General features: G+C 44.5%; 24 protein-coding genes and 1 riboswitch. Of the genes, 18 read left to right on the forward strand and 6 right to left on the reverse strand.

The window, feature by feature from the left end; all coding sequences use genetic code 11:
• Window positions 1-121: 121 nt before the first annotated feature.
• Together FLM53_RS18210 and FLM53_RS18215 are read left to right on the forward strand one after the other, a co-directional pair.
• On the forward strand, window positions 122-754 hold the full coding sequence (locus FLM53_RS18210) for a fumarylacetoacetate hydrolase family protein (RefSeq protein WP_176679955.1): 633 nt from the start codon (window positions 122-124) through the stop codon (window positions 752-754).
• Between the two features lie 150 nt (window positions 755-904).
• Complete coding sequence (locus FLM53_RS18215; RefSeq protein ID WP_176680086.1) at window positions 905-1,537, forward strand: LysE family translocator; 633 nt, start codon at window positions 905-907, stop codon at window positions 1,535-1,537.
• 107 nt (window positions 1,538-1,644) lie between these two features.
• Here the strand turns inward: FLM53_RS18215 and FLM53_RS18220 are convergent, their stop codons facing one another.
• Window positions 1,645-3,351, reverse strand: coding sequence for a phospho-sugar mutase (locus FLM53_RS18220; protein ID WP_176679954.1), 1,707 nt, complete (start codon window positions 3,349-3,351; stop codon window positions 1,645-1,647).
• Window positions 3,352-3,853: 502 nt separating this feature from the next.
• Between FLM53_RS18220 and coxB the strand changes: the two genes are divergently transcribed.
• Genes coxB through FLM53_RS18240 form a run of 4 tightly spaced genes read left to right on the forward strand, consistent with a single transcriptional unit; the run spans window position 3,854 to window position 8,272 of the window.
• Window positions 3,854-5,071 (forward strand): cytochrome c oxidase subunit II, encoded by a 1,218-nt coding sequence (gene coxB / locus FLM53_RS18225; protein WP_176679953.1) that lies wholly within the window; start codon window positions 3,854-3,856, stop codon window positions 5,069-5,071.
• On the forward strand, window positions 5,068-6,729 hold the full coding sequence (gene ctaD / locus FLM53_RS18230; protein WP_176679952.1) for a cytochrome c oxidase subunit I: 1,662 nt from the start codon (window positions 5,068-5,070) through the stop codon (window positions 6,727-6,729). Before coxB ends, ctaD begins: the two co-directional genes overlap by 4 nt.
• A gap of 11 nt (window positions 6,730-6,740) precedes the next feature.
• Window positions 6,741-7,349 carry a cytochrome c oxidase assembly protein gene (locus tag FLM53_RS18235; RefSeq protein WP_176679951.1) on the forward strand — a complete coding sequence of 203 codons (609 nt, stop codon included), beginning with the start codon at window positions 6,741-6,743 and terminating at the stop codon, window positions 7,347-7,349.
• A gap of 38 nt (window positions 7,350-7,387) precedes the next feature.
• On the forward strand, window positions 7,388-8,272 hold the full coding sequence (locus FLM53_RS18240) for a cytochrome c oxidase subunit 3 (protein ID WP_176679950.1): 885 nt from the start codon (window positions 7,388-7,390) through the stop codon (window positions 8,270-8,272).
• Window positions 8,273-8,307: 35 nt separating this feature from the next.
• On the opposite strand, the gene FLM53_RS18245 is transcribed toward FLM53_RS18240, so the two are convergent.
• On the reverse strand, window positions 8,308-8,538 hold the full coding sequence (locus FLM53_RS18245; protein WP_017630007.1) for a DUF2909 family protein: 231 nt from the start codon (window positions 8,536-8,538) through the stop codon (window positions 8,308-8,310).
• On the opposite strand from FLM53_RS18245, the gene FLM53_RS18250 reads away from it, so the two are divergent.
• The 4 genes from FLM53_RS18250 to cyoE all read left to right on the forward strand — a co-directional run bounded on the left by FLM53_RS18250 (window position 8,450) and on the right by cyoE (window position 12,076).
• The gene (locus tag FLM53_RS18250; RefSeq protein ID WP_176679949.1) at window positions 8,450-9,349 is read left to right on the forward strand and encodes an SURF1 family protein; all 900 of its coding nucleotides are present in this window, start codon (window positions 8,450-8,452) and stop codon (window positions 9,347-9,349) included. The genes FLM53_RS18245 and FLM53_RS18250 overlap by 89 nt on opposite strands.
• A 59-nt stretch (window positions 9,350-9,408) precedes the next feature.
• Entirely contained in the window at window positions 9,409-10,017 is a 609-nt protein-coding gene (locus FLM53_RS18255; RefSeq protein WP_176679948.1) for a hypothetical protein, read from the forward strand.
• Window positions 10,018-10,092: 75 nt separating this feature from the next.
• On the forward strand, window positions 10,093-11,148 hold the full coding sequence (locus FLM53_RS18260; RefSeq protein ID WP_176679947.1) for a heme A synthase: 1,056 nt from the start codon (window positions 10,093-10,095) through the stop codon (window positions 11,146-11,148).
• Window positions 11,138-12,076 (forward strand): heme o synthase, encoded by a 939-nt coding sequence (cyoE, locus tag FLM53_RS18265; RefSeq protein ID WP_176679946.1) that lies wholly within the window; start codon window positions 11,138-11,140, stop codon window positions 12,074-12,076. Before FLM53_RS18260 ends, cyoE begins: the two co-directional genes overlap by 11 nt.
• Window positions 12,077-12,186: 110 nt before the next feature.
• On the opposite strand, the gene gbpA is transcribed toward cyoE, so the two are convergent.
• Entirely contained in the window at window positions 12,187-13,653 is a 1,467-nt protein-coding gene (gene gbpA, locus FLM53_RS18270; protein WP_176679945.1) for an N-acetylglucosamine-binding protein GbpA, read from the reverse strand.
• Between the two features lie 73 nt (window positions 13,654-13,726).
• Window positions 13,727-13,816: riboswitch (cyclic di-GMP riboswitch) on the reverse strand.
• Window positions 13,817-14,139: 323 nt separating this feature from the next.
• On the opposite strand from gbpA, the gene FLM53_RS18275 reads away from it, so the two are divergent.
• The 5 genes from FLM53_RS18275 (at window position 14,140) to FLM53_RS18295 (ending at window position 17,445) form a co-directional block, all read left to right on the forward strand.
• Complete coding sequence (locus tag FLM53_RS18275; RefSeq protein WP_017630160.1) at window positions 14,140-14,493, forward strand: hypothetical protein; 354 nt, start codon at window positions 14,140-14,142, stop codon at window positions 14,491-14,493.
• A 99-nt stretch (window positions 14,494-14,592) separates the two neighbouring features.
• Window positions 14,593-15,264 carry a DUF3313 domain-containing protein gene (locus tag FLM53_RS18280; RefSeq protein ID WP_176679944.1) on the forward strand — a complete coding sequence of 224 codons (672 nt, stop codon included), beginning with the start codon at window positions 14,593-14,595 and terminating at the stop codon, window positions 15,262-15,264.
• Between the two features lie 12 nt (window positions 15,265-15,276).
• A complete protein-coding gene (locus FLM53_RS18285; RefSeq protein WP_004730103.1) occupies window positions 15,277-15,492 on the forward strand; it encodes a DUF3820 family protein in 216 nt (71 codons plus the stop codon).
• 313 nt (window positions 15,493-15,805) lie between these two features.
• Window positions 15,806-16,858, forward strand: coding sequence for a 3-deoxy-7-phosphoheptulonate synthase AroG (gene aroG / locus FLM53_RS18290; protein ID WP_017629932.1), 1,053 nt, complete (start codon window positions 15,806-15,808; stop codon window positions 16,856-16,858).
• A gap of 179 nt (window positions 16,859-17,037) precedes the next feature.
• Window positions 17,038-17,445: a hypothetical protein gene (locus FLM53_RS18295; RefSeq protein WP_176679943.1), complete on the forward strand. Its 408-nt coding sequence runs from the start codon at window positions 17,038-17,040 to the stop codon at window positions 17,443-17,445.
• 97 nt (window positions 17,446-17,542) lie between these two features.
• On the opposite strand, the gene FLM53_RS18300 is transcribed toward FLM53_RS18295, so the two are convergent.
• Window positions 17,543-18,646: a mechanosensitive ion channel family protein gene (locus tag FLM53_RS18300; protein WP_176679942.1), complete on the reverse strand. Its 1,104-nt coding sequence runs from the start codon at window positions 18,644-18,646 to the stop codon at window positions 17,543-17,545.
• A 186-nt stretch (window positions 18,647-18,832) separates the two neighbouring features.
• Here FLM53_RS18300 and FLM53_RS18305 point away from each other — a divergent pair, with 186 nt between their 5' ends.
• Entirely contained in the window at window positions 18,833-19,489 is a 657-nt protein-coding gene (locus tag FLM53_RS18305) for a TrkA family potassium uptake protein (protein WP_048659096.1), read from the forward strand.
• Between the two features lie 26 nt (window positions 19,490-19,515).
• Window positions 19,516-20,883, forward strand: a complete 1,368-nt coding sequence (locus FLM53_RS18310; RefSeq protein ID WP_176679941.1) for a TrkH family potassium uptake protein — start codon at window positions 19,516-19,518, stop codon at window positions 20,881-20,883.
• Between the two features lie 131 nt (window positions 20,884-21,014).
• Here the strand turns inward: FLM53_RS18310 and msrB are convergent, their stop codons facing one another.
• A complete protein-coding gene (msrB, locus tag FLM53_RS18315; protein ID WP_176679940.1) occupies window positions 21,015-22,157 on the reverse strand; it encodes a peptide-methionine (R)-S-oxide reductase MsrB in 1,143 nt (380 codons plus the stop codon).
• Window positions 22,158-22,358: 201 nt separating this feature from the next.
• Between msrB and FLM53_RS18320 the strand changes: the two genes are divergently transcribed.
• Entirely contained in the window at window positions 22,359-22,757 is a 399-nt protein-coding gene (locus FLM53_RS18320) for an OsmC family protein (RefSeq protein WP_017068628.1), read from the forward strand.
• Between the two features lie 166 nt (window positions 22,758-22,923).
• Here FLM53_RS18320 and FLM53_RS18325 read toward each other — a convergent pair whose 3' ends face one another.
• Entirely contained in the window at window positions 22,924-23,994 is a 1,071-nt protein-coding gene (locus FLM53_RS18325) for an OmpA family protein (RefSeq protein WP_176679939.1), read from the reverse strand.
• Between the last annotated feature and the right edge of the window lie 321 nt (window positions 23,995-24,315).

Genomic DNA, 24,315 nt, shown 5'->3' on the forward strand with positions numbered 1-24,315 from the left:
GCTTTCAAATCATCGAATTGAGCTAAAGATCAGAATTTAGATCTTAGTAACCATCTTGTCGAAGACTCTCATTTTGTGATGCGGTAAACTCTGCGTTCCAAAAATAGTTCAGGGACAAACTATGAGCAGCGTTGTAGATCAGGAACAAGTGATGAATTCGAAACGAACCGCAACACCGACCAAGGTGCTGTGTGTTGGGCGTAACTATGTCGATCACATTGAAGAACTTAACAACGCGGTCCCAGACTCAATGGTGGTGTTCAATAAACCAAGCACCAGTGTGACTTCCTCTCTCTCTTCGTTCCATCAAGAAGCGCTACATTATGAAGCTGAAATCTGCTTTATCGTTGAAGATGGCCAATACTCAGCGGTGGGCTTAGGGTTAGACCTTACCAAGCGTGAATTGCAAAGTAGCTTAAAAGCGAAAGGCTTACCTTGGGAGCGCGCCAAAGCGTTTGATGGCTCAGCCGTGTTTAGTCGCTTTGTTCCAACTGATAATTTAGATCTAACGGACTTAAATCTAGAGCTGTTTATTAACTGTGTTCGTGTTCAGAAAGGACATGTTGAACAGATGCTTTACTCTCCACAAACTATTCTAGAAGAGCTGTCTTCTTATACCACCTTGCTCGATGGCGATGTTGTGATGACGGGTACGCCAAAAGGTGTTGGTGCTGTGCACAGAGGCGATATATTCCTTGGTCGCCTAAAGTGTGGTGATACGACATTGATTGAGATCGAGTGGGTAGCAAGTTAATTAGTCTTTTCTATTTGGTTAATAAATTGGCTTTTTTACTTGATGTTGGTTTTTAATTCGAATAAATAAACGCCGAACAATTGATTGTATCTGGAAGGGTGTTGGTAATTGATATAAAATCCGCCTCCGTTTTTATCAATGCTGAAACCCATGATCGACTTAACCATTTTACCTGTCTACCTGACTGCCGTTGTTGCACTTCTCCTTTTACCTGGCCCTGATATGTTACTGATCGCGAGTTCAAGTATGAGCTATGGCCGTAAGGTCGGTGTGTTTGCAAGCCTAGGTAATGCGACTTCTGGAATCATTCTGACAGTATTAGCGGCTATGGGTGTATCCGCGCTGATAGCAATGAGCCCGGTAGCGCTTAAAGCTCTCCATTTGTTAGGCGGCGCGTACTTGTTGAAGATGGGGTGGGATTGCCTGGGAACAGAGCAGGGTAATGCGCCGGAGTTAAACGATAATTTTGCTGCAAAAGCCTATTACCAACGAGCGCTGATCAGCAACCTGCTTAACCCTAAAGCCTTAGTGTTCTTTGTGATGTTTTTACCTCAGTTCGTGTCGACGAATATTGAAGCGACTTCGGGCGAGCAGATGTTAGTGCTTGGCTTGTTACTGAATGTCTTAGGCTTAACGTTCAATTTCTTGTTGGTGGCGTTGGTGGGTACGATTGGTAAGTCTCTGGTAGAAAATGCTAAGTTTCGTACTTATCAGCAAAAAGTGATGGGCGGTGTATTCATTGTGTTGGCGGTTTGGATGTTGTCTTCATTCTTTACTTCGTAAAGTTCCAAATCGAACGTATTATCGCGCGGTTAGCCGCCGAGAGAAAAATGGACGCTTAGAGCGTCCATTTTTTGTTTTTAGCCGTTATATGTTGAACAAACCAGTCGTTAAGAATTCAGTTCTTGCTGGTGTTGTTCTATGAGTTTGTCCATATACTCTTCGCCACGTAGACGAGTTTCATCGTAGGTTTCTGAACCTTCGAACTTTGTCACCGTCTCATAGTAAACCTTAACTTTTGGCTCAGTGCCGGAAGGTCTTACGATAATGCGTGAGCCGTCTTCGAGATGATATATGAGTACGTCACTTGCGGGCAGGTTAATCGCCTCAGTATTACCACCAATAACAAAGCGTAACGACGATTGCAGATCTTCAATCACTGATATAGCGACACCATTGATTGTTTTGGGTTGTGCTGCTCTAAGCTTCGAACCTATCGATGGTGAATCTGGGTCAAGTGCTATACTGCGTTGTGCGTTGGTGTGAACACCATGTTCCAACGATATCTGAGCAAGAAGATCCCAAACCGATCTACCTTGAGATTTCAGCTCTTCAACCAGTTGAGCGAAAACAACGATAGCAGACAGTCCATCTTTATCTCGAACCTGAGTACCAATCGTATAGCCTAGCGCTTCTTCATAGGCGAACAAGAACTCATTGTTTTCGTCTTCTAATTGCATGCCGATGTTGGCCAACCATTTAAAGCCCGTCAGTGTTTGGAAATAGGTAGCTCCATGAGCATTCGCTACTTTTTCAAGCAGTGTTGATGAGACGATACTATTACCAACCAACTGATTTTTAGTGTGCGGCTTTGATAACAAGTAGTGAGCGAACAACACACCTACTTGATCGCCAGTCAGCATTTTATACGAGTCATCTTCAGTTCTGACCGCAACGGCGAATCGGTCTGCATCTGGATCGTTGGCACAAGCTATGTCTGCATCGACACTTTTTGCTAGGTTGACCACAAGGTCCATCGCCCCTTTTTCTTCCGGGTTAGGGAAGTTGACGGTTGGGAAGTTACCATCGGGCTCTCTTTGTTCTGCAACGCTGAATACCTTGTGGAAACCGGAGTCATGGAGAAGATCTTCGGCCATTTGCGCGCCCACACCATGCATTGCAGTATAGGTGATGGTAGTGTTCGCGGACTCAATGTCTTTACTCACATACGGACTTTGGTTGATGGCTGCGCGATATGTTTGGTAATAGCCCTCAGTTAACCACACTAATTTGCCTTGTGCGTCCGCGTCACTCAAGCTCATTAAAGGAATAGGCTTGAGTGACGCGATATCGATTTCAGAAGCAATGCCAGCATCATGCGGTGGAATGATTTGAGCACCATTCTCCCAGTACACTTTGAAGCCATTGTATTCTGGCGGGTTATGGCTAGCAGTGACTACAACGGCTGCGGCTGCGTTGAAATGTTCAATACCGAAAGCAACGATAGGGGTTGCAGCGACATTCGAGGTTAAGTAAACCTTAATGCCCAAAGCCGTGAGTACAGAAGCCGTATCAATAGCGAATTGCTTTGAATCTAAGCGGCCGTCATAGCCCACAACAACACCACGAATCTTGGCATTTGCAACGTGCTCTATCAAATAGTGACCAAGCCCAGTCGCGGTTTCTTGTATCACTAAGCGATTCATTCTATTTGGACCACATCCAACTTTGCCTCGTAGACCTGCTGTTCCGAACTCCAATCGTTGCGTAAAGCGGTCTTCTAATTCGTCGTGCATTCCTTCATCAATGAGGTGTTGAAGCTCTTCACGAGTTCTTGGGTCTGGGTCTCTCGCTAACCAATTCATTGCATCTTGCATAATCACTAAACCTTTTAATGTCTGTATGACTTACTGTTGATTTAACTTAAGTGATATTGATTATCATTTCTATGAAAGCAATCGTAAAACTCGATATAAAATAAATTCCAACGGCAAGAGGGCATGTAGCTTAGTCACTTCAAATAATTGACTGTTTAGTAAGTAAACTTACCTTGAACAATTGGATATCACTAACTAGCCTTTTACATAAATATAACAAAATTTAATAAATTCGCCGTTTTTGAATCTTTCATGGAAACCTCCAACGCTTTTGAGCCGTATTGGCTCATGGGGAGATATGAGGTCGATAGTGCTTTAAATCTGTCTCCATGCGAGTTGTAGATTGAGATTCAGCCTTTTCATGTGTTGTCGGGATAACAATGAATGTTGTCTCGCTCGTGATGACACATAGCTTGTAATGAAACTTAGCTCGCAACGAAATATGGCTCGTAACGACATTTAGGTCGCAAGTATCCAATTGGGAAGGATAAGGAGAGATCTTTTGAAAAGATTACTGGTTAGGCTAGCGTGGCTTTTGAAGAGTTTTGTTGTGGTTTTAGTGTCGCCTTTAGTGCATGCAAGTAGTGAATACAACATGACAAGAGGCGTGACTGAGATCAGCGGTGAGGTTTATGAACTTCATATGCTGATCTTCTACATCTGCTGTGCAATCGCCTTCGTCGTTTTTGGTGTGATGTTCTATTCGATTCTGAGGCACAGAAAGTCGAAGGGCGCGGTAGCCGCTCATTTTCACGAAAGCACCAAAGTTGAAATCCTCTGGACCATCATTCCTATTATTATCCTCATCGCAATGGCGATACCCGCTACTAAAACCTTGATAGCGATGGAAGACACTTCTCAATCTGAACTCACCGTTAAAATTACTGGCTCACAATGGAAATGGCATTACAGCTATTTTGGCGAAGATGTTGAGTTCTTCAGTTTGCTGGCGACTAGTGACAAAGAAATCGAAGGCATCGAAGTGAAAGGCGCGCATTATCTGCTAGAGGTTGATAAGCCACTCGTCCTTCCTATTGATAGAAAAGTTCGCTTCTTGATGACCTCTGACGATGTGATTCACTCGTGGTGGGTTCCGGCCTTTGCTGTGAAGAAAGACACCATTCCAGGGTTCATTAATGAAGCTTGGACAAAGATCGATGAGCCCGGTGTGTATCGCGGCCAATGTGCTGAACTGTGTGGCCGAGCGCATGGCTTTATGCCGATAGTGGTGCATGCCATGGCAGAAGATGAGTTTGATGCATGGCTGGCGGAGCAGAAAGAGTTAACGATTGCCGCACAACAAGCGGCACAAGATGCACTAGATGCGTCACTTTCTTTAGATGAATTGAATACCATCGGTGCAGAGGTTTACAAAACCCGATGCGCAGTATGCCACCAAGCTAATGGTGAAGGTATTCCTGGTGCATTCCCAGCGATTAAAGGTAGCCCGGTTGCTCTTGGAGATGTCGATGTGCATATCGATACCATTGTTTATGGCCGTGGAGGCACGGCGATGCAAGCCTTCGATAACCAGTTAACCGAGAAAGAGATCGCAGCGGTCGTGACTTACCAAAGAAACGCTTGGGGTAATGACACGGGCGATATTGTTCAGGCTTCAGATATTAATGCTTACAAAGTTAAACAAGAAGGCGGAGCCCAAGCACCTGACGAACAGGGCTCAACGGATGAAGCACCAAGTGATGCTAAGGAGCAGCTATGAGTTCACCAATTGATAAGCCGGTGAAATCGGCGCCTGCAGAAGATCAGACCTTGAGCCATTCTGTGGAAGGTACATTGGATAGCAATGACCTACCTCTGGATGATCACGACTCTCACGCTGCTCCAAAAGGGTGGGCGCGTTGGCTGTATTCAACCAATCACAAAGACATCGGTACATTATATCTGTGGTTCAGTTTCGCGATGTTCTTAACCGGTGGTGCGATGGCAATGGTGATCCGTGCTGAGTTGTTCCAACCGGGTCTGCAGCTTGTTGAGCCTGATTTCTTTAACCAAATGACCACAGTGCATGGATTGATCATGGTGTTTGGTGCGGTAATGCCTGCATTCACGGGGCTCGCCAACTGGATGATCCCGATGATGATCGGCGCTCCCGATATGGCACTGCCACGAATGAACAACCTCAGTTTCTGGATTTTGCCTTTTGCTTTCTTGATCCTAATTGGTTCTCTGTTTACTGAGGGAGGCGGCCCGAGTTTTGGTTGGACATTCTACGCGCCGCTCTCAACGACTTATGGCCCAGATAGTACGGCACTGTTTGTTTTCTCTGTTCATATTATGGGGATCAGTTCGATCATGGGGGCGATCAACGTCATCGTGACCATCGTGAACATGCGAGCGCCAGGTATGACTTGGTTCAAACTGCCTATGTTCGTATGGACTTGGCTAATCACCGCTTTCTTGCTGATAGCCGTGATGCCGGTTCTCGCAGGAGCGGTGACCATGGTATTGACCGATAAATACTTCGGGACAAGTTTCTTTGATGCAGCAGGTGGTGGTGACCCCGTTATGTTCCAACACATATTCTGGTTCTTTGGACACCCCGAAGTGTACATCATGATCTTACCGTCTTTTGGTATCGTCTCGGCAATCATCCCAGCTTTTAGTGGTAAGCGTTTGTTTGGCTACCATTCGATGGTGTACGCGACCTGTAGTATCGCCATCTTGTCTTTCCTAGTTTGGGCACACCACATGTTCACAACGGGGATGCCTGTATTTGCTGAATTGTTCTTCATGTATTGCACCATGTTGATTGCGGTGCCGACGGGGGTGAAAGTGTTTAACTGGGTCGCGACTATGTGGCGAGGGGCATTGACCTTCGAAACCCCGATGCTATTCACCATCGCCTTTATCGTTCTGTTCACGATAGGAGGCTTGTCAGGTTTGATGCTCGCCATCGTTCCTGCGGATTTCCAATATCATGACACCTATTTTGTGGTGGCTCACTTCCACTATGTTCTGGTGACTGGTGCGGTGTTCTCGATAATGGCTGCGGCCTATTACTGGCTGCCTAAGTGGACTGGGCATATGTATGATCACAAGCTTAGTCTGTGGCATTTCTGGACTTCAGTCGTCTCAGTGAATGTCCTTTTCTTCCCGATGCATTTCTTAGGCTTGGCGGGGATGCCACGTCGTATTCCAGACTACGCCATTCAGTTCGCTGACGTTAACCAAGTGGTATCGATAGGTGGCTTTGCCTTTGGTTTATCGCAACTTATCTTCTTGTGGCTAGTCATCAAGTGCGTGAAAGGCGGCGAGCCAGCATCGAGCAAGCCATGGGAACGTGCTGAAGGGCTAGAATGGACGGTACCAAGCCCAGCACCTCATCACACCTTTACTCATCCACCTAAAATCGATTAGAGGGACGAGCTATGAGTGATAAGCACAGCGATCTAGATAAAAACCAACCAAAACGGTCAACCAAAAAGCTAACGGGCTACTTGGTATTGAGTGTGGTGGCGATGTTTGGTTTCGGTTTCGCTTTGGTGCCGCTCTACGATGTGATGTGCGAGGCTTTGGGTATCAACGGCAAAACCAATACGGTTTCTGCGGTTCAACCTCAGGGGATGCAACCTGATTACTCTCGGACAATTCGGGTGGAATTCATGTCTCATATTAAGCCTGATATGCCATGGACGTTTTCGCCTGAAGTGCGTGTATTGGAGGTTCATCCTGGTGAGGTTGTGCAAACCAATTACATCGCGAAGAACTTATCTGCGAGTTCATTGATTGGACAGGCTGTGCCATCAGTTTCTCCAGGAATGGGAGCGACCTACTTCAATAAGATGGAATGCTTTTGCTTTAATCAGCAGCCACTGGACGGGTTCAAGAGCGCCGAGATGGGGTTGATATTTTACATTGAGCCAGATATTCCAGAGTCGATACACACGCTGACGCTCTCTTATACGTTATTCAATATCACGAGTGAGGTGGTTGGGGAAGTAAACGAACCTGGGCCTAACGTACTCGCGATTAATTAAGAAATTACAGAACCAGAATCAACAAAAGGAGTTGAGCGATGAGTTCTAAAAAGGAAGTGTATTTCGTTCCACATCAAAGCCATTGGCCGCTAGTGGGTGCCGTTGCTCTGTTTCTTGTTGCGGTCGGAGCAGGCTTAACCGTGCAAAACATGGGGACAGATGCTGCTGGTGGCGTGTTCGGCAAAGCGGTGTTGTTAGTCGGCTTCGCTGTTCTTCTGTATATGCTTGCGGGTTGGTTTAGCAACGTGATTACAGAATCCTTGAGTGGTGTTTATTCCGAGCAAATATCTCGCTCATTTAGGCAGGGTATGAGTTGGTTCATCTTCTCTGAGATCATGTTCTTTGGCGCTTTCTTTGGTGCACTCTTCTATGCACGAATGATTTCTGTCCCTTGGATTGGTGGGGCGGGCAATAATGAGATGACTCATGAAGTGTTGTGGCCGATGTTCCAATCGATGTGGCCGCTGACCACGACACCTGATGGCGTGACGACACAAGCGATGCCTTGGCAAGGTATTCCACTCAAGAACACCATTATCTTGCTGCTTTCATCCGTAACGCTGCACATGGCACACCTAAGCCTTGAACAAAACAAGCGCATGGCATTAATCGTTTGGTTAGAGATCACCATTGTCCTGGCTGGCTTTTTCCTATTTTTCCAAGTTGAAGAGTACGTTCACGCTTACCAAGAGATGGGACTGACCCTTCAATCGGGTATCTATGGCAACACCTTCTTCTTATTGACAGGTTTCCATGGTTTGCATGTTTGCTTGGGGACGATCTTTTTGATTGTGTTACTGGCAAGGGTTGCGAAAGACCACTTTACGCCGAAAGACCACTTTGCGTTTCAAGCTGGCAGTTGGTACTGGCACTTTGTTGATGTGGTTTGGTTAGGGCTGTTCGTGTTTGTCTATGTCCTCTAATGGTATAGACCGCTTTAGCTGTCGGGTTTATAGGGTTAATAAGGGCGAGGGTTAGGTGTGATCACTCCTGTTCCTAAAGCCAGTAACAACATTAACACGACAACGGCAGACCACATGACCCGACGCCCTAGGAAGTGACTTAGCCTTTTGCCATTGTGTTTGCCAGAAGCGATTTGGATGAGGCCTTTCATTAAGTTGAAGGCGATGAAAAACAGTAGAGCAACCAATACAACTTTGAATAACAAGATAAAGGTGGATGACGCCATAGTGATAACTCCAAACGGTTTGAATCATGATGAACGAACGTTCCGCAGTAAAGGTTTTTGGGTTGCGGTTGTTTTAACTTTGGTTTCAGTCGGCATTTTAATCAAGTTGGGTTTATGGCAGTTAGACAGAGGTAACGAGAAATTACGCTACGAGCAACAGCTATCGCAGAGAGCAACGCAATCCTCTAGGCCTCTGGATATCGTGATTTCAGAATGGCGAGAAGAAAGTGTTCGAACTCAGCAGTCATTGAATCCTTCAACCTTAAATGGTTTAAAAGCTGACGTTCAATTAGTGAAAACAAGTGATTTGATGTTCTTGTTGGACAATCAAATCAACCAAGGAACGGTTGGGTATGTGATTTACATGCTTGGTGAGGTTCAAACACAAGATGGAAGAAAACAACTGTTGATCGATCTTGGGTTCGTTGCAGCAAGTAATGACAGAAGAGAGCTTCCACAAATTGGACACATAACGCTACCAACTAACATGTCTGGGCGTTTGTACACACGTTCAGTGAATCCGTTAAGTCACGAGCTTGGGTTAGAGAATACGACACCGAAAAGAATCCAAAACATCAACATAGATGCGTTATCACAATACACTGGCCAAGAGGTGTTGCCGTTTATCTTTCAACCTCAGAGTTTAGATTCATGGCCTTATGAAATGTTATGGCGCCTTACGGCGATGAAGTCTGAGAAGCACTTTGGTTACTCGTTTCAATGGTTCGTTATGGCTGCGGTACTGCTTTCGCTGATGTTATTGATTGGCTACCGACACTTAAAGAAGCATAGTCATATTAATAAGAAGTAAATGATCGGAATGACATAAATACAGATATCGAACGGCAGCGCTTAATACAGGGAATTAAAATGGATAAGTATCAAGTACAAATGAACAAGGAAAGTACCGATGCGAACTTGGCTGCGTTTAAACAGCGTCGCTCGCGTGGTCGCCTTGTATTAGTCGGACTGATTTTGATCTTCGCCTTACCTGCCATTATCGCTAAAACCGTGTTAGATCAAAATTGGTACACATCTGGTGTGACAAACACGGGTGAGTTGGTTGAGCCAAGAGTGACGTTGCAGGATTTTGGATTGACGGCTCCGGTGGAAGGAGAGGGGTGGCTGGTGGGTTACATTGCGCCAACAGAATGCGATAGCTTGTGTGAACAACAGCTACATTACTTGAATCAAAGCTATTTAGCGTTAGGGAAAAATAAGGAACGAGTGACAGCGGTGGTTTTTGTTTCTGAAGGAGACTCACTACCAGCAGCGTTTGATAAACCTGATCTGTCGTTTCTATCCGGTGGAGAACAGTTGAGTACCAAGTTCGCGCCAGCTTCCATTGTAATCATCGACCCTCTTGGGCAACTCGTTATGGAATACAAAAGTGTCTCAGAGCCGTCGCAGTTAGTCGGACAGTCTAAAGGCATGATTCATGATCTCAGAAAGCTTCTTAAACTGTCGCGCGTTGGGTAGCTGATAGAGCATTCGGGTTTGACCGTAGCGATTGAATTCCATTAGGGACAGGGAATAAATATAGGGAGATAAACGATGCAGAATAAAGCCCCTGATTTACTCATGCTCGTGATGCGAGTGACTATCTTGCTGACGCTTACCGTTATTGTGCTCGGTGCTTATACCCGTTTGTCGGATGCTGGTCTTGGCTGCCCTGATTGGCCTGGGTGTTATGGAAAAATCACCGTTCCTTCTGATACACGAGCAGTGAATCAAGCCAATCTCCAATTTCCTGAACGCGCGCTTGAAGCAGATAAAGCATGGATAGAGATGATACATCGCTACTTTGCGGGTTCATTAGGCCTTCTTATCTTTGTCGTTGTCGCTTGGTGTATTAAGAAAAACATCACTTCTGCTGGGCTACCGTTATTGATCTCGGCAACCGTGATTTTTCAGGCTTTATTAGGCATGTGGACTGTGACACTTAAGCTGATGCCTGTCGTGGTTATGGCGCACTTGATGGGTGGTTTTACTCTGCTGTCTCTTCTGTGTTTACTCTACTGTCGCCTCTCTAATTTCCAAACCCGATTTGGCGAATCCTCTTACGCGCCTCAGATTAAATTCTGGGCTACGTTGGGCTTGGTGATTGTGGTGGGGCAGATATTGCTTGGCGGGTGGACCTCATCAAACTATGCCGCGTTGGTGTGTACCCAGCTACCAATTTGCGAGGGGAATTGGATAAGCTATCTAGACTTTAAGAACGCGTTCGATTTTGCACAGAACGGCCATGATAACTATGAGTTCGGTGTATTGGAGTATCCCGCAAGGCTCACTATACATGTCATGCATAGGTTTGGCGCTATTGTGGCAACGTTGACGGTGCTAATGGTCGTGTATCAGTTGTGGAAGTTTGGTCAAACACCACACCAAAAGCTGAGCGTGATTGTCGCAATCGTGTTGGTTACTCAAATCAGCCTTGGAATTAGTAACGTGTGGTTTCACCTGCCAATCTCAGTCGCGGTTTTGCATAACCTAGTCGCGGCGATGCTGCTTATTAGCATGGTTATGACCAACTTTGTCGTGTGGCAGCGAAAACCAAGTGAGAACTTGGTGAAGAACAGTGTATTACAAGGAGGTAATCATGGTCAGTAGAGTTTCAACACAGCATCAAGTGGTGGTTCAAGCCCCAGTTTCAAGTAATGAAATGGCTGAAAAAAACAAAGCTGCTTGGAAGGTTTATTTAACACTGACCAAGCCTAAAGTGGTTGCTTTGATGTTGCTAACGGCATTAGTCGGAATGTGTTTGGCCGTGCCCAACGGATTACCTTTGCAGCAAGCGTTATTTGGAATGATAGGGATAGGGTTGATGGCAGGATCGGCCGCTGCATTTAATCATTTGATCGATAAAAAGATCGACGGGCAAATGTCTCGAACTAATCGTCGTCCTTTACCATCGGGAGAGCTCAGCAGCGTACGAGTATTCGCGTTTGCTGCAGGCATCGGCTTGCTTGGCTTCGTCACCTTAGTGATGTTGGTAAACCCACTGACCGCTTGGCTAACCTTTGCGAGCTTATTGGGATATGCCGTTATCTATACCATGTACTTGAAGCGAGCGACGCCGCAGAACATTGTTATAGCTGGAATAGCTGGAGCAATGCCTCCGTTATTGGGATGGACGGCTGTCACTAATGAGTTGCATTCAAGTGCATGGCTGCTGGTGATGATCATCTTTATTTGGACGCCTCCACACTTTTGGGCACTTGCGATTCATCGTCGTGACGAGTACGCCAAAGTGGATATTCCGATGTTGCCCGTGACTCATGGGATAGCCTACACCAAGACTTCAATTTTGTTGTATACACTGTTGTTAAGTATTGTGTGTGTACTACCAGTATTAGTTGGAATGAGCAGTTGGATATACCTGAGTACGTCTTTGGTGCTAAACGGTGGTTTTGTTTATCACGCTTGGCTACTCAAGTATCGTGATGAGCCCAACATGGCGATGAAGACGTTTAAGTTCTCTATCTATCACCTTATGCTCTTGTTTGTGGCCTTGTTGGCGGACCACTATCTAATTTGATAACTGACTTTTTAGATGAAACTGAATAAAAAAACGGATGCGCTAGGCATCCGTTTTTGTTTGGTTGATTACTCACTGTTATCTATTGAGAGTCAGTTTCTAGTGATCAATTAGTCCACTTTGTTCCAAGCATCTTGCCAGTGAGAACCTACACCCGGTTCGTACTGGGTTGCTGTTGGAGCCCATTGAACACAGTAACCAGAGTATGGGAACTCTTTACACTGGTAAACGCTACCATCGCTGCTAAGTACTGTAGTTCCCGCTGTGTAAGACTCAATGCTTTCAGGGAATACGAAATCGTAATCGCCCGCAGGTGGAGGTGTTTGCTCATCCATCAGGTGGAAATCAAGCGTGTTCTGATCCACTAAGTTACCTTGGTCATCTTTCGTCACAACCACAAGCATGTGGTGGCCAGTTTCTGATTTAGACAAAGTCAGTTGAACATCTTCAATTTGTCCGTCTTTAAGTTCAGATTTCTGAGACGCAAGCGCTTCACGATGGTGGTTGTACACAGTCAATTCAGCTTGAATATCGCCTGTTGCTGCAAGAGTAAGATCAAGCTGTGTTGGCTGGTTTTCATCAATAATGTACTCAGACTCTAAACCTGTTACTTCTAGTTCATGGTCTGGCTCTGGAGTATCAATCTTGTAACCGATCTCTACGCTGTTAAAGCCTGAACCTGATTTTAAGTAAATAGGGTTCGAACCGTATACAGGAGCGAAATCGCCTTGGCCGTTTAATTGACCTGCTTTGATTTGCGTCTGCTCTTGGTTGATCTTAGAGGCAAGTGTATAAGACCAGTTGTTTGCTTTGCCTTGCTCGTTGCTTTCAATCACTAGCTCAGTGCTGTATGAAGCGTTTTCACCAGATTGGTCGAAGACACGAGTGTAAACCGCATCACCAACGTTCAAATCTTGAGTTGGGTTGATCTGACCGCCTTGATCCCAATCCGGAATGATAGGGCCGTCGCCATCAAATTTCACATCGATAACGTTGTAGAAAGCTGCAGCAGTGTCACCCACATCCCATACAGCAAGGATCACTTGATAACCTTCGCGCTCTGGAACATTACACAAGTGGCTTACTTGCATTGGTGGCTGTTCCATATTGCCTTCAACAACACAGAATGGCGTTAAATCAAAAGAGCTGCGTGCCAAAGGCTGGTTTGGATTCCAGTCAGGTTGCGTAATGTAGTATTTCCAATCGCGGGTCTTGTGGTTCGCTGTGAACGTCCACTCAAAGTATTGAGAACCAGACTTGATAGGGCGTTTAACCCAGCGGTCTGCGGTTTGTTCGTCTAGTGCTGCCGCTAAAGAAGATTCTGCACTGGCGATTTTTCCATCGACAGGGCCGATTTCAGGGAAACCTTCAGGGCCTTCCACACTTTGTGGCTCGTATTGGATACCACCACAGTCGGTGTTTTTCTGTTGTGTGTCACTCGCAGGGAACTTACATAGGGCGACACGACTCTCAGCAACGCCATTATCGTATGCCGAAACATAACCGTGACCGAAGCTTGCACCGCTTACGCTAAGTAGCGACAGCGCGATGAGTGATTTTTTTGAGAGTTGTTTCATTATTTGTCCTTACTGTATTTGGCCGACAAAAAAAGAGAACACTCCGGCATGCATGTGCACTTAAATCCTATTAAGTGGCGGCCCCGCTATCATAGACAGAACATTTGTCGACAGACCGGTGGCTTTGCGTCCTATTCTTTCAAATAGTTTGCCAGAAGTGCGTTTAAGCAAACGGAATGTAGCCAACCAGTTTTATAAATGCGAATCAATAGATTGAAATGTGGAATGCTAATCTCGAACTTTTAATTCTTAATACAAATTAACTTGCTATATGTTTCGTTAGTTAACGTATAAATTATTGATATAAATAAATAAAGTATTTGCTCTAATCGTTTTTGTGAATGCTTTGGGGTTTTTGTGTTGTGCTCTGTACAACAGTTGCACTCATATCAAAACCAAACCTTTGGTTTCCACTAACCGAACCCTGACATGTCGTGTATGAAAAAACGGACAATTGATTGGTATGAATTATATAAAGGAGTCGGTATGGAATTCACAGAACAAGACAGAGATGCGTTGTATCAAACGTGGATGTCACAAAAATCGCGAATGCGAATTACGCAGATGGAGTTTTCAAAAAAGCTAGGAATGAACCAGCTTGATTTCTCAAGAGTGTTAAGAGGGGAGACGCCATTGACCATGTCTTTCATCAGTCACTTTTGCCGTTTACTTCATTTAGAACCTAGAAATGTGTTTCCTTCACTGAAAGAAGGCAATGAATCTGGACCTAAAGTGGTTTATTTGAAAAGTAGAATGAGTGTTGATGGCGAGATTCAAAACGCTTATATCGAAGGAAATCAAGTAATTGTGGAGTATGCTCACACAGTGCAGCATGACTAATTTTAGAGCTATCTCTGAGTTTTAACCCCTTTTTCTACAATCTTTCCACATAGGGTATGGCATACTTAGTTAGATTCTTCTCTTTAATGTAAGTGCGCTATGAAACCTTTAAAACTTCTCTTGCTTGTTGCAACCAGCATTTTTTTGTTTGGTTGTGCAGGCGGTCCAATTAAAACCGCAACCAAATTCACCAGTTATGAAGATTTTCAGCCAGGTCCTGACGGTGGAGTTGACTTAGTTTGGGCTAGAATTGGCCTGCGTGACGCACAACGTTTGAAATCTAAGTTAGACGATTATGATTCTGTGGTGATTGACCAAATCTTTGTGCTTGCAGAGGAAGGTTCGCTCGATCAGGAAGAGATTCAAGAGCTGACTGATCACATGGTTGCACGCTTGGAAGAGAAAATATCTCCGCATAAAACAATTGTCGATGAACCCACGGGTAAGACGTTGCGACTAAGTATCGCCTTGAGCAACGTTGAAACACCAAACCCTATCTTAGCCGTGACAAGCAGCGTTCTGCCATTTGGCCTTGCGATGTCCACTATTTCTAAGGTGGCAACAGGCGAGCACACCAATGTAGGGAGTGCCAGTGTTGAGCTTTTAGTGAGTGATGCTCAAGAGGGGACGCCATTGTTCGCAGCTATCGACCGCGAAGCCGGGAACAAAGACTTTTCGACCATGATCGATTCCCTAGATGATGCCAAGGACGCAATCAACTATTGGGTTGAACGTTTAGGTGATACTCTACAGAACATCGATGACGCATAGAAAGAGCCTGTAATGCTAGAAAAAGAGAACCTCATCAAACTTGCCAGAATGCAGATGCCTTTTGGTAAATACGCTGGTCGTACATTGATCGATTTACCTGAAGAATATTTGCTGTGGTTCGATAAAAAAGGATTTCCGTCTGGTGAACTGGGTGACCTATTAAAGCTGTGCCTTGCTCTGAAAATCGAAGGGCTTGATAGTGTCGTCAAGCCATTGAAAAGAATGTAATTAAATTAAAGCTCACGCTAATCACGTGAGCTTTTTTGTTTTCAGTTTCCGCATTGGATTAGAGGTATAGGACAATTCGCACAACATAGAATCTTATCCTGCCTTAAATTGCGCAATCGATAGTGTGTAAATAATGTTATACGGGGTGTTTTAAATATAAAACACAAAAAAAATTGCGTTTTTTTTTAATTAGTGATTGAAACTAGAGTTTTTACTAGTTAAGTTACAGGGAACAAGAAGATATATGCTGATGGAAAGTTACGTGAGATAACGTACATTCAGCTCAAGGATAGAAAATAGGAAGAAGTAAGCAATGTTCCAGACTGATGATGTAAGAATTAACAAAGTAAAAGAGTTATTACCACCTGTTGCTGTTTTAGAAAAGTTTCCAGCGACAGAAATTGCTTCTTCTACAACCTTTGAAAGCCGTAAAGCGATTCACAATATTTTAGAAGAAAGCGATGATCGCTTACTCGTTATTGTAGGTCCATGTTCTATTCATGACACTGAAGCTGCTCTTGAGTACGGTAAGCGTTTGAAAGTACTACGCGACGAACTAGGCGATAAGCTTGAAATCGTAATGCGTGTTTACTTTGAAAAGCCACGTACAACAGTTGGTTGGAAAGGTCTGATCAATGACCCGTACATGGACGACACATTTAAGCTAAATGATGGTCTTCGTCTAGGACGTAAGCTGCTGCTTGATCTAACAGACATGGGCATGCCGACAGCAAGTGAATTCCTGGATATGATCACACCTCAATACGTTGCTGACCTAATCAGCTGGGGTGCAATCGGCGCACGTACTACTGAATCTCAAGTTCACCGTGAACTGGCTTCTGGTCTGTCTTGTCCTGTTGGCTTTAAGAATGGTACCGATGGCAACATTAAGATCGCAACAGACGCAATCCGTTCTGCTAGCGCTTCTCACCACTTCTTGTCTGTAACTAAATACGGTCACTCAGCTATCGTTGAGACAGCAGGTAACCCTGATTGTCATATCATCCTACGCGGTGGTAAAGAGCCAAACTACAGCGCAGAGCACGTTGGTAAGATCAAAGAAGAGCTAGCAGCTTCAGGTCTTCCACAGAAGGTGATGATTGACTTCAGCCACGCAAACAGCTCTAAGCAGTTTAAACGTCAAATGAACGTATCTGATGACGTAAGCGCACAGATCTCTGGTGGTGATAAAGCTATCTTTGGTGTGATGATCGAATCTCACCTAGTTGAAGGTCGCCAAGACTTAGTCGACGGCAAAGCTGCAACATACGGTCAGTCGATTACTGATGCTTGTATTGGTTGGGAAGATACTGAAACCGTACTTCGTCAACTGGCAGATGCTGTTGAAGCTCGCCGCAACAAGTAGGTTGAACATTACAATCAACCACTGAGTTACTGAAAATTCGAAGCCCTTATTAGTCGTTGCTAGTAAGGGCTTTTTTGTGGGCTTATTATTTTAAGGTTTGTCATACTATAAATTCATTTACTTATCGTATAGTGCATGTTTAAATAGTGTGGTGTTCCATAAACTGAAGAGTCGTATCAATGAAAGCAGTATTGGCGAGTGTTGTATTAATTGCAGTAAACACGTTTGCTATATCAAATGTACAAGCCGCAACAGGCTTTAACGTAGAGCAACTATGTAAAGCAGGCCTTGCTCTAGCGATTGATAAGCAGCCTCGTGGCATTAAAGCGACGTCAGGAAAAAGCAATCAGCGTATTCTACTTAGTTTGAAAGATGGCGATAACGATTGGGATTACCGTTGCGATGTGAACCGCGGTAACAAAACGATCAAGTTGGAAGCCAGAGAACTCAAACGCAACGATAAGTTCTTGGGTCAAGCGATTCGCTATGATGTTGCTGATGCTAAACGTTCAGTAAAAGTTACAATGAAAAAGCGCAAAGGCTCTGGCGTGACGAGCGAAAGCTATACCGCTCGACAACTCAAATAGTACCGTTTGCTTACATGAGAAAGCCGCAATCATTTGCGGCTTTTTTATTTAGGAAATGACAAGGTCGACACAAGCTATTTGATCGGAACAAGCTTGGCTATTTGCTGCTTAAATCATGCTTCATCTCATCCGTAAGACCTTGCGGGTCAATCTTGAGTGTTTGTGTTGGGAAGGCGATATCCGCATTGTGCTTGTGAATAATTGCTAGCACCTGCAGCAACACATCTTGCTTAACTTCATGGTATCTCACCCAGTTGACGGTTTTGGTAAAGGTGTAGATAAAGAAGTTCAGCGTTGATGGGCCAAACTTATCGAAGTTCACGATGAGCGTTTGCTTAGCATCGATATCTGGGTGCGTTTCAAGCATGGCTTTTACGTCATCCACAATAAGAGCGAGCTTATTCGCGTCTTGATAACGAAGCCCAAAGGTTTCATTGATTCGGCGGTTCAACATTCGAGACGGGTTCTCCACCACAATGTTACTGAATACCGAGTTTGGCACGTACAAAGGGCGTTTATCGAAGGTGCGAATAATCGTCATGCGCCAGCCGATACGTTCGACGGTACCTTCGATTTGACGATCGGGAGAGCGTATCCAATCCCCGACTTTAAAAGGACGGTCGAAGTAAATCATCATCCCGCCAAAGAAATTCGATAGCAGGTCTTTTGCTGCTAAACCGACAATCAAACCACCCACACCACCAAAGGTCAGTAAGCCTGATAGGCTGAGTCCAAACGCCTGCATGATCGTCAGGCCACCCATCACCATAAAGAACAGGCGAGCGACTTTTGCGATAGCTTGTACTGTTGTTTCGTCTCTGGTTTTTTGCTCTAAGACATATGCTTCAGTGTTGGTGATCATTCGTAAGGTAAACCAAACGAAGGTACATATGATCAAAATGTGTTTTAACGTTTTTAACCAGTTGATTTCGTTACCAAACTGGTCTTGGAGGATCAGCCCGATAGAGACCGTGGCTGGCCAACACCAAAGTAACGTACTGACTGGGGTTTTCAGTGCTTCTAGTAGCAGATCATCCCAGTGGAAAGGGGTTTTCTGAACCAGAATTTCTAAGCGATTGTGGACAATTCGCCAAGCTACCCAAGCAAGAAAACTCGCAATAGTGATGAATAGGACACTGTTCGCCCAATCACTATGGCTCTGGTTAATGTAGGTTTGTACTTGGGTTAATAATTCATTCATTGTGTGTGCTGCCGCAGAAATTATGAATTGGAAATTAGCAGAAACTGGAGTTGTTCTCTACCTTTATAAATCAAGCGATTATGACACTAGTATAACCTTATTATTGAAAAACTAACTTTTTTTGAGATAGAAACTAATGTAGGTTTGGCTATTCCGTGTAATTAAAATTTCTCAACAGGATTTCAAATGAGCGACAAACAATATGCAGTTATCGGTTTAGGGCGTTTTGGTTTATCTGTTTGCCAAGAACTTCAAAGTTCAGGTTCACAGGTGTTAGCCGTCGATATTGATGAGGAGCGAGTGAAAGAAGCCGCGGCTTTTGTTTCACAAGCGATTGTTGCTAACTGTACGAGCGAAGAAACGGTAAAAGAGTTAAGGCTAGATGATTATGACATGGTGATGGTGTCGATTGGCTCTGATGTTAACTCCAGTATTCTAACCACTTTGGTGGTGAAAGAGTCAGGCGCAAAAGCCGTCTGGGTGAAGGCGAACGATAAGTTCCACGGTAAGATCCTCTCTAAGATTGGTGCTGACCATATCATCATGCCAGAGCGCGATATGGGTATTCGTGTTGCGCGCAAGATGTTGGATAGACGCGTTCTTGAGTTTATCGACCTAGGCAGTGGTTTAGCGATGACCGAAATTGTTATCGGTGCCAAGTTGTTGGGTAAGCAGCTTCGCGAACTCAAGCTGTGCAAAGAAACTGGCGTTGAAGTTCTTGGCTTCAAGCGTGGCCCAAACTTAACCAAAGCACCGGAACTGGATGTGAGTTTAGAAATCGGTGATGTAGTGATCATTGCAGGGCCGAAAGAGACCTTGTCTAGAAAATTACGTAATTGGTAACCGGCAATGGGTTATAAGGTAATAGTATGAATTCGTTAAAACGAAAAGGTACTTTCTACACGCTTAAGAGAGATGAAAAGCCACGTAAAGGCTCTGAACCTAAGATTATTCTGACTAGTTTCTTAGGTGTTCTTATCCCTTCGGCCATACTTCTGACGATGCCTGTTTTTTCTGTTACAGGACTTAGCTTTACAGATGCGTTGTTTACCGCGACTTCCGCGATCAGTGTGACAGGTTTGGGTGTAGTCGATACGGGTGAGCACTTCACTTTGGCTGGAAAAATCTTGCTGATGTTCTTGATGCAAGTGGGCGGGTTAGGGCAGATGACCCTATCTGCGGTACTGCTCTACATGTTTGGTGTTCGCTTAAGCCTGAAGCAACAAGCATTAGCCAAGGAAGCACTGGGTCAAGATCGTAAGATCAATCTTCGAAAACTGGTCAAGAAGATCATCATCTTTGCGTTAGTCGCTGAATTTATCGGCTTTGTGTTGCTCTGTTTCCGGTGGGTTCCTGAAATGGGATGGGCGACAGGAAGTTTTTACGCACTTTTTCATGCGATATCAGCCTTCAATAACGCAGGTTTTGCTCTGTTTTCAGACAGTATGATGAGCTTTGTTGACGACCCATTAGTGATTTTTACGCTCGCGGCTCTGTTCATTTTTGGTGGTTTAGGCTTCACGGTAGTGGGTGACCTATCCAGTAATTGGCGTAAAGGTTTCAGACATCTACATTTACATACCAAGATAATGCTAACTGCAACACCGACTCTACTATTAGTGGGTACGGTATTGTTCTGGTTATTGGAGAGAGGCAACTCCGCGACCATGGAAGGTCTATCGGTTCAAGGACAATGGCTTGCGGCATTTTTCCAATCGGCGAGTGCTCGTACTGCAGGCTTTAACAGTGTCGATTTATCTCAATACACACAGCCTGCTTTATTGGTGATGATCGTCTTGATGCTGATTGGTGCAGGCTCTACCTCAACAGGTGGTGGTATTAAGGTATCAACCTTTGCGGTTGCATTCGTAGCGACTTGGACATTCCTACGTCAGAAGAAGCATGTAGTGATGTTTAAGCGCACTGTCACATGGCAAGCGGTAACAAAGTCATTGGCCATTATTGTGGTTAGTGGCGCGCTATTAACTACCGCGATGTTTTTGTTGATGCTTACTGAAAAAGCCGCCTTTGATCGAGTTATGTTTGAGGTGATTTCTGCTTTTGCAACGGTAGGGTTAACTGCTGGATTAACTGCGAACCTAACGGAGCCAGGCAAATACATCATGATTGTTGTGATGGTCATCGGGCGTATTGGTCCTTTGACTCTTGCGTATATGTTAGCTCGTCCAGAACCTTCTTTACTTAAGTATCCAGAAGATACTGTGTTAACGGGTTAATAATGCTAACAGACTAATGTTAACCCTTCTTGTTAATTCGCTAGAAAAACGAAAGCCAGCGATATGCTGGCTTTGTTGTTTTTGGAGAGAGTGCTGTTGGTTAATTGAACGAGTTGGCATTGAGTCGTTAATTAGCCTTCAAACATCTCAATGTATTCTTCGTAGCCTTCTTCTGCCAACTTATCCGCAGGTATAAAGCGCATTGCGGCTGAGTTCATGCAGTAACGTAAACCTGTAGGTTTAGGGCCATCTTTAAATACATGACCTAGATGAGAATCCCCAAATTTACTACGGACCTCTGTTCTTGGGTACAGCAGCTTGTAGTCAGTAGTGGTGACCACATAAGCCTCACTGATTGGCTGTGTGAAGCTCGGCCAACCTGTACCTGATTTGTATTTGTCTTTTGAAGAGAACAATGGCTCACCAGTGACGATATCGACGTAGATACCTTCCTGTTTGTTATCCCAGTATTTGTTATCAAACGGGCGTTCTGTCGCGTCATCTTGCGTTACATCGTACTGAAGTGCCGTTAGCTTGGTTTTGATCTCTGCATCAGACGGCTTAACGTAGGTTTTAGCATTGGCTGTCGCATTCTTACCATCGATAATCTGGCGGAGTGTTTGTGGGTTGTCCTTTCTATCCTCGCCGAAGATTTTGTCTAAGTATTGGTCACGACCGGATGCATAGCGGTAGTAGTTATAACGAACCTTGCTCTTCTTGTAGTAATCTTGGTGATAGTCTTCTGCTGGCCAAAACTTCTCAAACTCAATCAGTTCTGTTTTTAATGGTTCACCAAAGATCTGAGCCTTGTCGATTTCCATCATGAAGTTTTGAGCGACGTCTTTTTGCTCTTGGTTATGATAGAAAATAGCAGGTCGATATTGTGGACCTCTGTCTACGAATGATCCTTTGTCATCGGTTGGGTCGATGTGTCGGAAGAATTGGTCAAGAACCTGTTCATAGCTAACCACATCAGGATTATAGGTCACGTTGATTACTTCGATATGCCCCGACTTGCCCGAAGAGACCTGTTTGTAGGTTGGGTTTTCTAGTTCACCACCAGAATATCCAGAGATAACGTCGGTTACACCGTTTAGCTTCTCTAGATCGGACTCCGTACACCAAAAACAACCACCAGCCAGTGTCGCGATTTCACTTTTACCTGAATTAGCCGTTTTATCCATTGTATTGGCAGTGCCAGTCTGGCTCACAAACAGCGAAATCAGTGGTAGCGCAACCACGAGTGATACCAATATTTTAGATAATTTATTCATAGATACCTCATCTTGACGTTCTTCTCATTCGATTTTGAATGTACGAATAGAGACAGGTTTTTGATGGAAAAAATTGCATCATTCACAAAAAAAATATGTCGCCGAGAAAATCTTGCTCATAAATGCCGCCAGTAGTAGGGTGTCAGTATTGATATCCAATAATAGACAGTGATGGCGGTTATCGTACATCTAAGGAACAACATGCAAGCAGAAGTTAAATGGGTCGAAGGCTTTAAATTCCTAGGTCAATCTCAATCAGGCCACTCTGTAGTAATGGATGGCAGTGGTGGTGCAACCGCGCCAAGCCCGATGGAAATGGTGCTGATGGCCGCTGGTGGTTGTAGCTCTGTTGATGTCGTAGATGGTTTGAAATCTGCAGGCCAGAACATCACAGGCTGTAATGCAAAACTTGAAACGACACGTCGTGAAACAGCACCCAAAATCTTTACCGTGATTAACATTCACTTTGAAGTATCTGGTGACAACCTAGATCCTGAGTTGGTGGCTAAAGTATGTGCTGATTCGCTAGAAAAATACTGTTCAGTATGTTTAATGTTAGGTGCTGGCGTAGAAATGACTCACAGCTGGGAAATCGTTTAGTTTTCTGATTGTGCAGCTTGGCTTTGGGTCGGTACTTTTCGGCTTACGGCTTACGGCTTACGGCTTACGGCTTACGGCTTACGGCTTATGAGCACAGACAGATAAAGAAAAGGGCGGAGCACTTTGAGTGCTCCGCCCTTATTATTTCGGCTAGGGTAGAGTGCTGTTATTCAGCAGTTTCTACGATAACTTCTTCAACTTGTACTTCTTCTTGGTATTCGAAACCAGGGATCGTTGCGTCAACACGACGGTTTTGAGCACGACCTTCAGCTGTATCATTTGATGCAACTGGGTTCTCTTCACCTTCACCTGTAGCAGTGATACGCTCAGCTTCGATACCTTGCTCTTCGATGTGTGCAGCAACTGCAGCAGCACGTTTCTTAGAGATCATCATGTTGTATTCAGCAGCGCCTGTTGAGTCAGTGTGACCAACAACAACAACAGTCGATTGAGGATGAGCTTTTAGAACTTCAACTAGAGGCTGTAGTGCAATCTTACCGTCTGTAGACAATTCTGTGCTGTTAGTTGCGAACATTTCTTGAGAGTAGCTCTCTGTTTGTGCTTTAGTCACAACAACAGTACTTTTCTCTTCAACAACAACTGCAGGCTCTGTGATTGGCTCAGATGGTGCTTGAGTCACAGCTACCGCAGAAGCTGCTGCCGCCGCCGCTGATGCAGTTGTATTACCAGTACCGAAGTTGTAGCTAACACCAACAGACAGTAGGTTCGAGTTTAGGTCTTGAACGAAGTTGTCGTCGAAGTCATCAAAGTATTGGTATTCAACACGTAGTGCCCAATCAGAAGAAAGCTGCTTCTCTACACCGATACCAGCAGAAAGCACAACGTCATCTTCGCCACCGTGAGAGATGTAAGCAGGACCTGCTTTGAAGAATACGTCAAACTCTTGTTGTACTGGTAGGCGGTACATCGGCGTTAGTGAGATTGCGATTAGCGGATCGCTGAACGCAGCTGTTGTACCGTTCTTTGAAAAGCTTGTCTTGTAATCACCAAGGAAGTCAGAGCTTAGCTCAATACCAAACTTGTCATTAAAATTGTAGCCAGAGTAGATGCCAGCACCGATTGCATCATCGTCACATTTTTCACCGCTTACACATGCGCTATCTAACCAGCCCACGCCCACTTTAGCACCAACATAAGTTGTAGCAGCGATAGAAGGCGCTGCTGCTAGGCCTGAAGCGGCAACAACAGCACACATGATTTTCGACAGTTTTTTCATAATCTTATCCTTGGATTAACTCTTATTGTTATCTGAACTTACCAGTAAAACGATCACTTATTGGGTTACGACACTGCTTATAATAAGTAAATCAAGGTGTTGGTTCAGCTGAACCTATTTCTTTCTCAGTACTTATATTGTTAATCTGATTGCGTATTGGAGTCAATGAAATTGTTAGATATTATACATTTAGATGGCTTTTATTATTAATTTTATCATTTATTGGAATGCCTATATTTAAAGCTATAGCCTAGCCTCGCGCATTTGCCAGTGACTTTGAGGGGAATAAGTAAAAAACTTGCGCTTTATCATGCTTATAAA

This window comes from Vibrio sp. Scap24 (assembly GCF_013394185.1).
Lineage (GTDB): Bacteria > Pseudomonadota > Gammaproteobacteria > Enterobacterales > Vibrionaceae > Vibrio > Vibrio pomeroyi.

Coding starts and splice junctions, on each gene's coding strand:
- FLM53_RS18210 (WP_176679955.1), top strand. CDS start 122: ATGAGCAGCGTTGTAGATCAGGAACAAGTGATGAATTCGAAACGAACC.
- FLM53_RS18215 (WP_176680086.1), top strand. CDS start 905: ATGATCGACTTAACCATTTTACCTGTCTACCTGACTGCCGTTGTTGCA.
- FLM53_RS18220 (WP_176679954.1), bottom strand. CDS start 3,351: ATGCAAGATGCAATGAATTGGTTAGCGAGAGACCCAGACCCAAGAACT.
- ctaD (WP_176679952.1), top strand. CDS start 5,068: ATGAGTTCACCAATTGATAAGCCGGTGAAATCGGCGCCTGCAGAAGAT.
- FLM53_RS18235 (WP_176679951.1), top strand. CDS start 6,741: ATGAGTGATAAGCACAGCGATCTAGATAAAAACCAACCAAAACGGTCA.
- FLM53_RS18240 (WP_176679950.1), top strand. CDS start 7,388: ATGAGTTCTAAAAAGGAAGTGTATTTCGTTCCACATCAAAGCCATTGG.
- FLM53_RS18250 (WP_176679949.1), top strand. CDS start 8,450: ATGAGGCCTTTCATTAAGTTGAAGGCGATGAAAAACAGTAGAGCAACC.
- FLM53_RS18245 (WP_017630007.1), bottom strand. CDS start 8,538: ATGGCGTCATCCACCTTTATCTTGTTATTCAAAGTTGTATTGGTTGCT.
- FLM53_RS18255 (WP_176679948.1), top strand. CDS start 9,409: ATGGATAAGTATCAAGTACAAATGAACAAGGAAAGTACCGATGCGAAC.
- FLM53_RS18260 (WP_176679947.1), top strand. CDS start 10,093: ATGCAGAATAAAGCCCCTGATTTACTCATGCTCGTGATGCGAGTGACT.
- cyoE (WP_176679946.1), top strand. CDS start 11,138: ATGGTCAGTAGAGTTTCAACACAGCATCAAGTGGTGGTTCAAGCCCCA.
- gbpA (WP_176679945.1), bottom strand. CDS start 13,653: ATGAAACAACTCTCAAAAAAATCACTCATCGCGCTGTCGCTACTTAGC.
- FLM53_RS18275 (WP_017630160.1), top strand. CDS start 14,140: ATGGAATTCACAGAACAAGACAGAGATGCGTTGTATCAAACGTGGATG.
- FLM53_RS18280 (WP_176679944.1), top strand. CDS start 14,593: ATGAAACCTTTAAAACTTCTCTTGCTTGTTGCAACCAGCATTTTTTTG.
- FLM53_RS18285 (WP_004730103.1), top strand. CDS start 15,277: ATGCTAGAAAAAGAGAACCTCATCAAACTTGCCAGAATGCAGATGCCT.
- aroG (WP_017629932.1), top strand. CDS start 15,806: ATGTTCCAGACTGATGATGTAAGAATTAACAAAGTAAAAGAGTTATTA.
- FLM53_RS18295 (WP_176679943.1), top strand. CDS start 17,038: ATGAAAGCAGTATTGGCGAGTGTTGTATTAATTGCAGTAAACACGTTT.
- FLM53_RS18300 (WP_176679942.1), bottom strand. CDS start 18,646: ATGAATGAATTATTAACCCAAGTACAAACCTACATTAACCAGAGCCAT.
- FLM53_RS18305 (WP_048659096.1), top strand. CDS start 18,833: ATGAGCGACAAACAATATGCAGTTATCGGTTTAGGGCGTTTTGGTTTA.
- FLM53_RS18310 (WP_176679941.1), top strand. CDS start 19,516: ATGAATTCGTTAAAACGAAAAGGTACTTTCTACACGCTTAAGAGAGAT.
- msrB (WP_176679940.1), bottom strand. CDS start 22,157: ATGAATAAATTATCTAAAATATTGGTATCACTCGTGGTTGCGCTACCA.
- FLM53_RS18320 (WP_017068628.1), top strand. CDS start 22,359: ATGCAAGCAGAAGTTAAATGGGTCGAAGGCTTTAAATTCCTAGGTCAA.
- FLM53_RS18325 (WP_176679939.1), bottom strand. CDS start 23,994: ATGAAAAAACTGTCGAAAATCATGTGTGCTGTTGTTGCCGCTTCAGGC.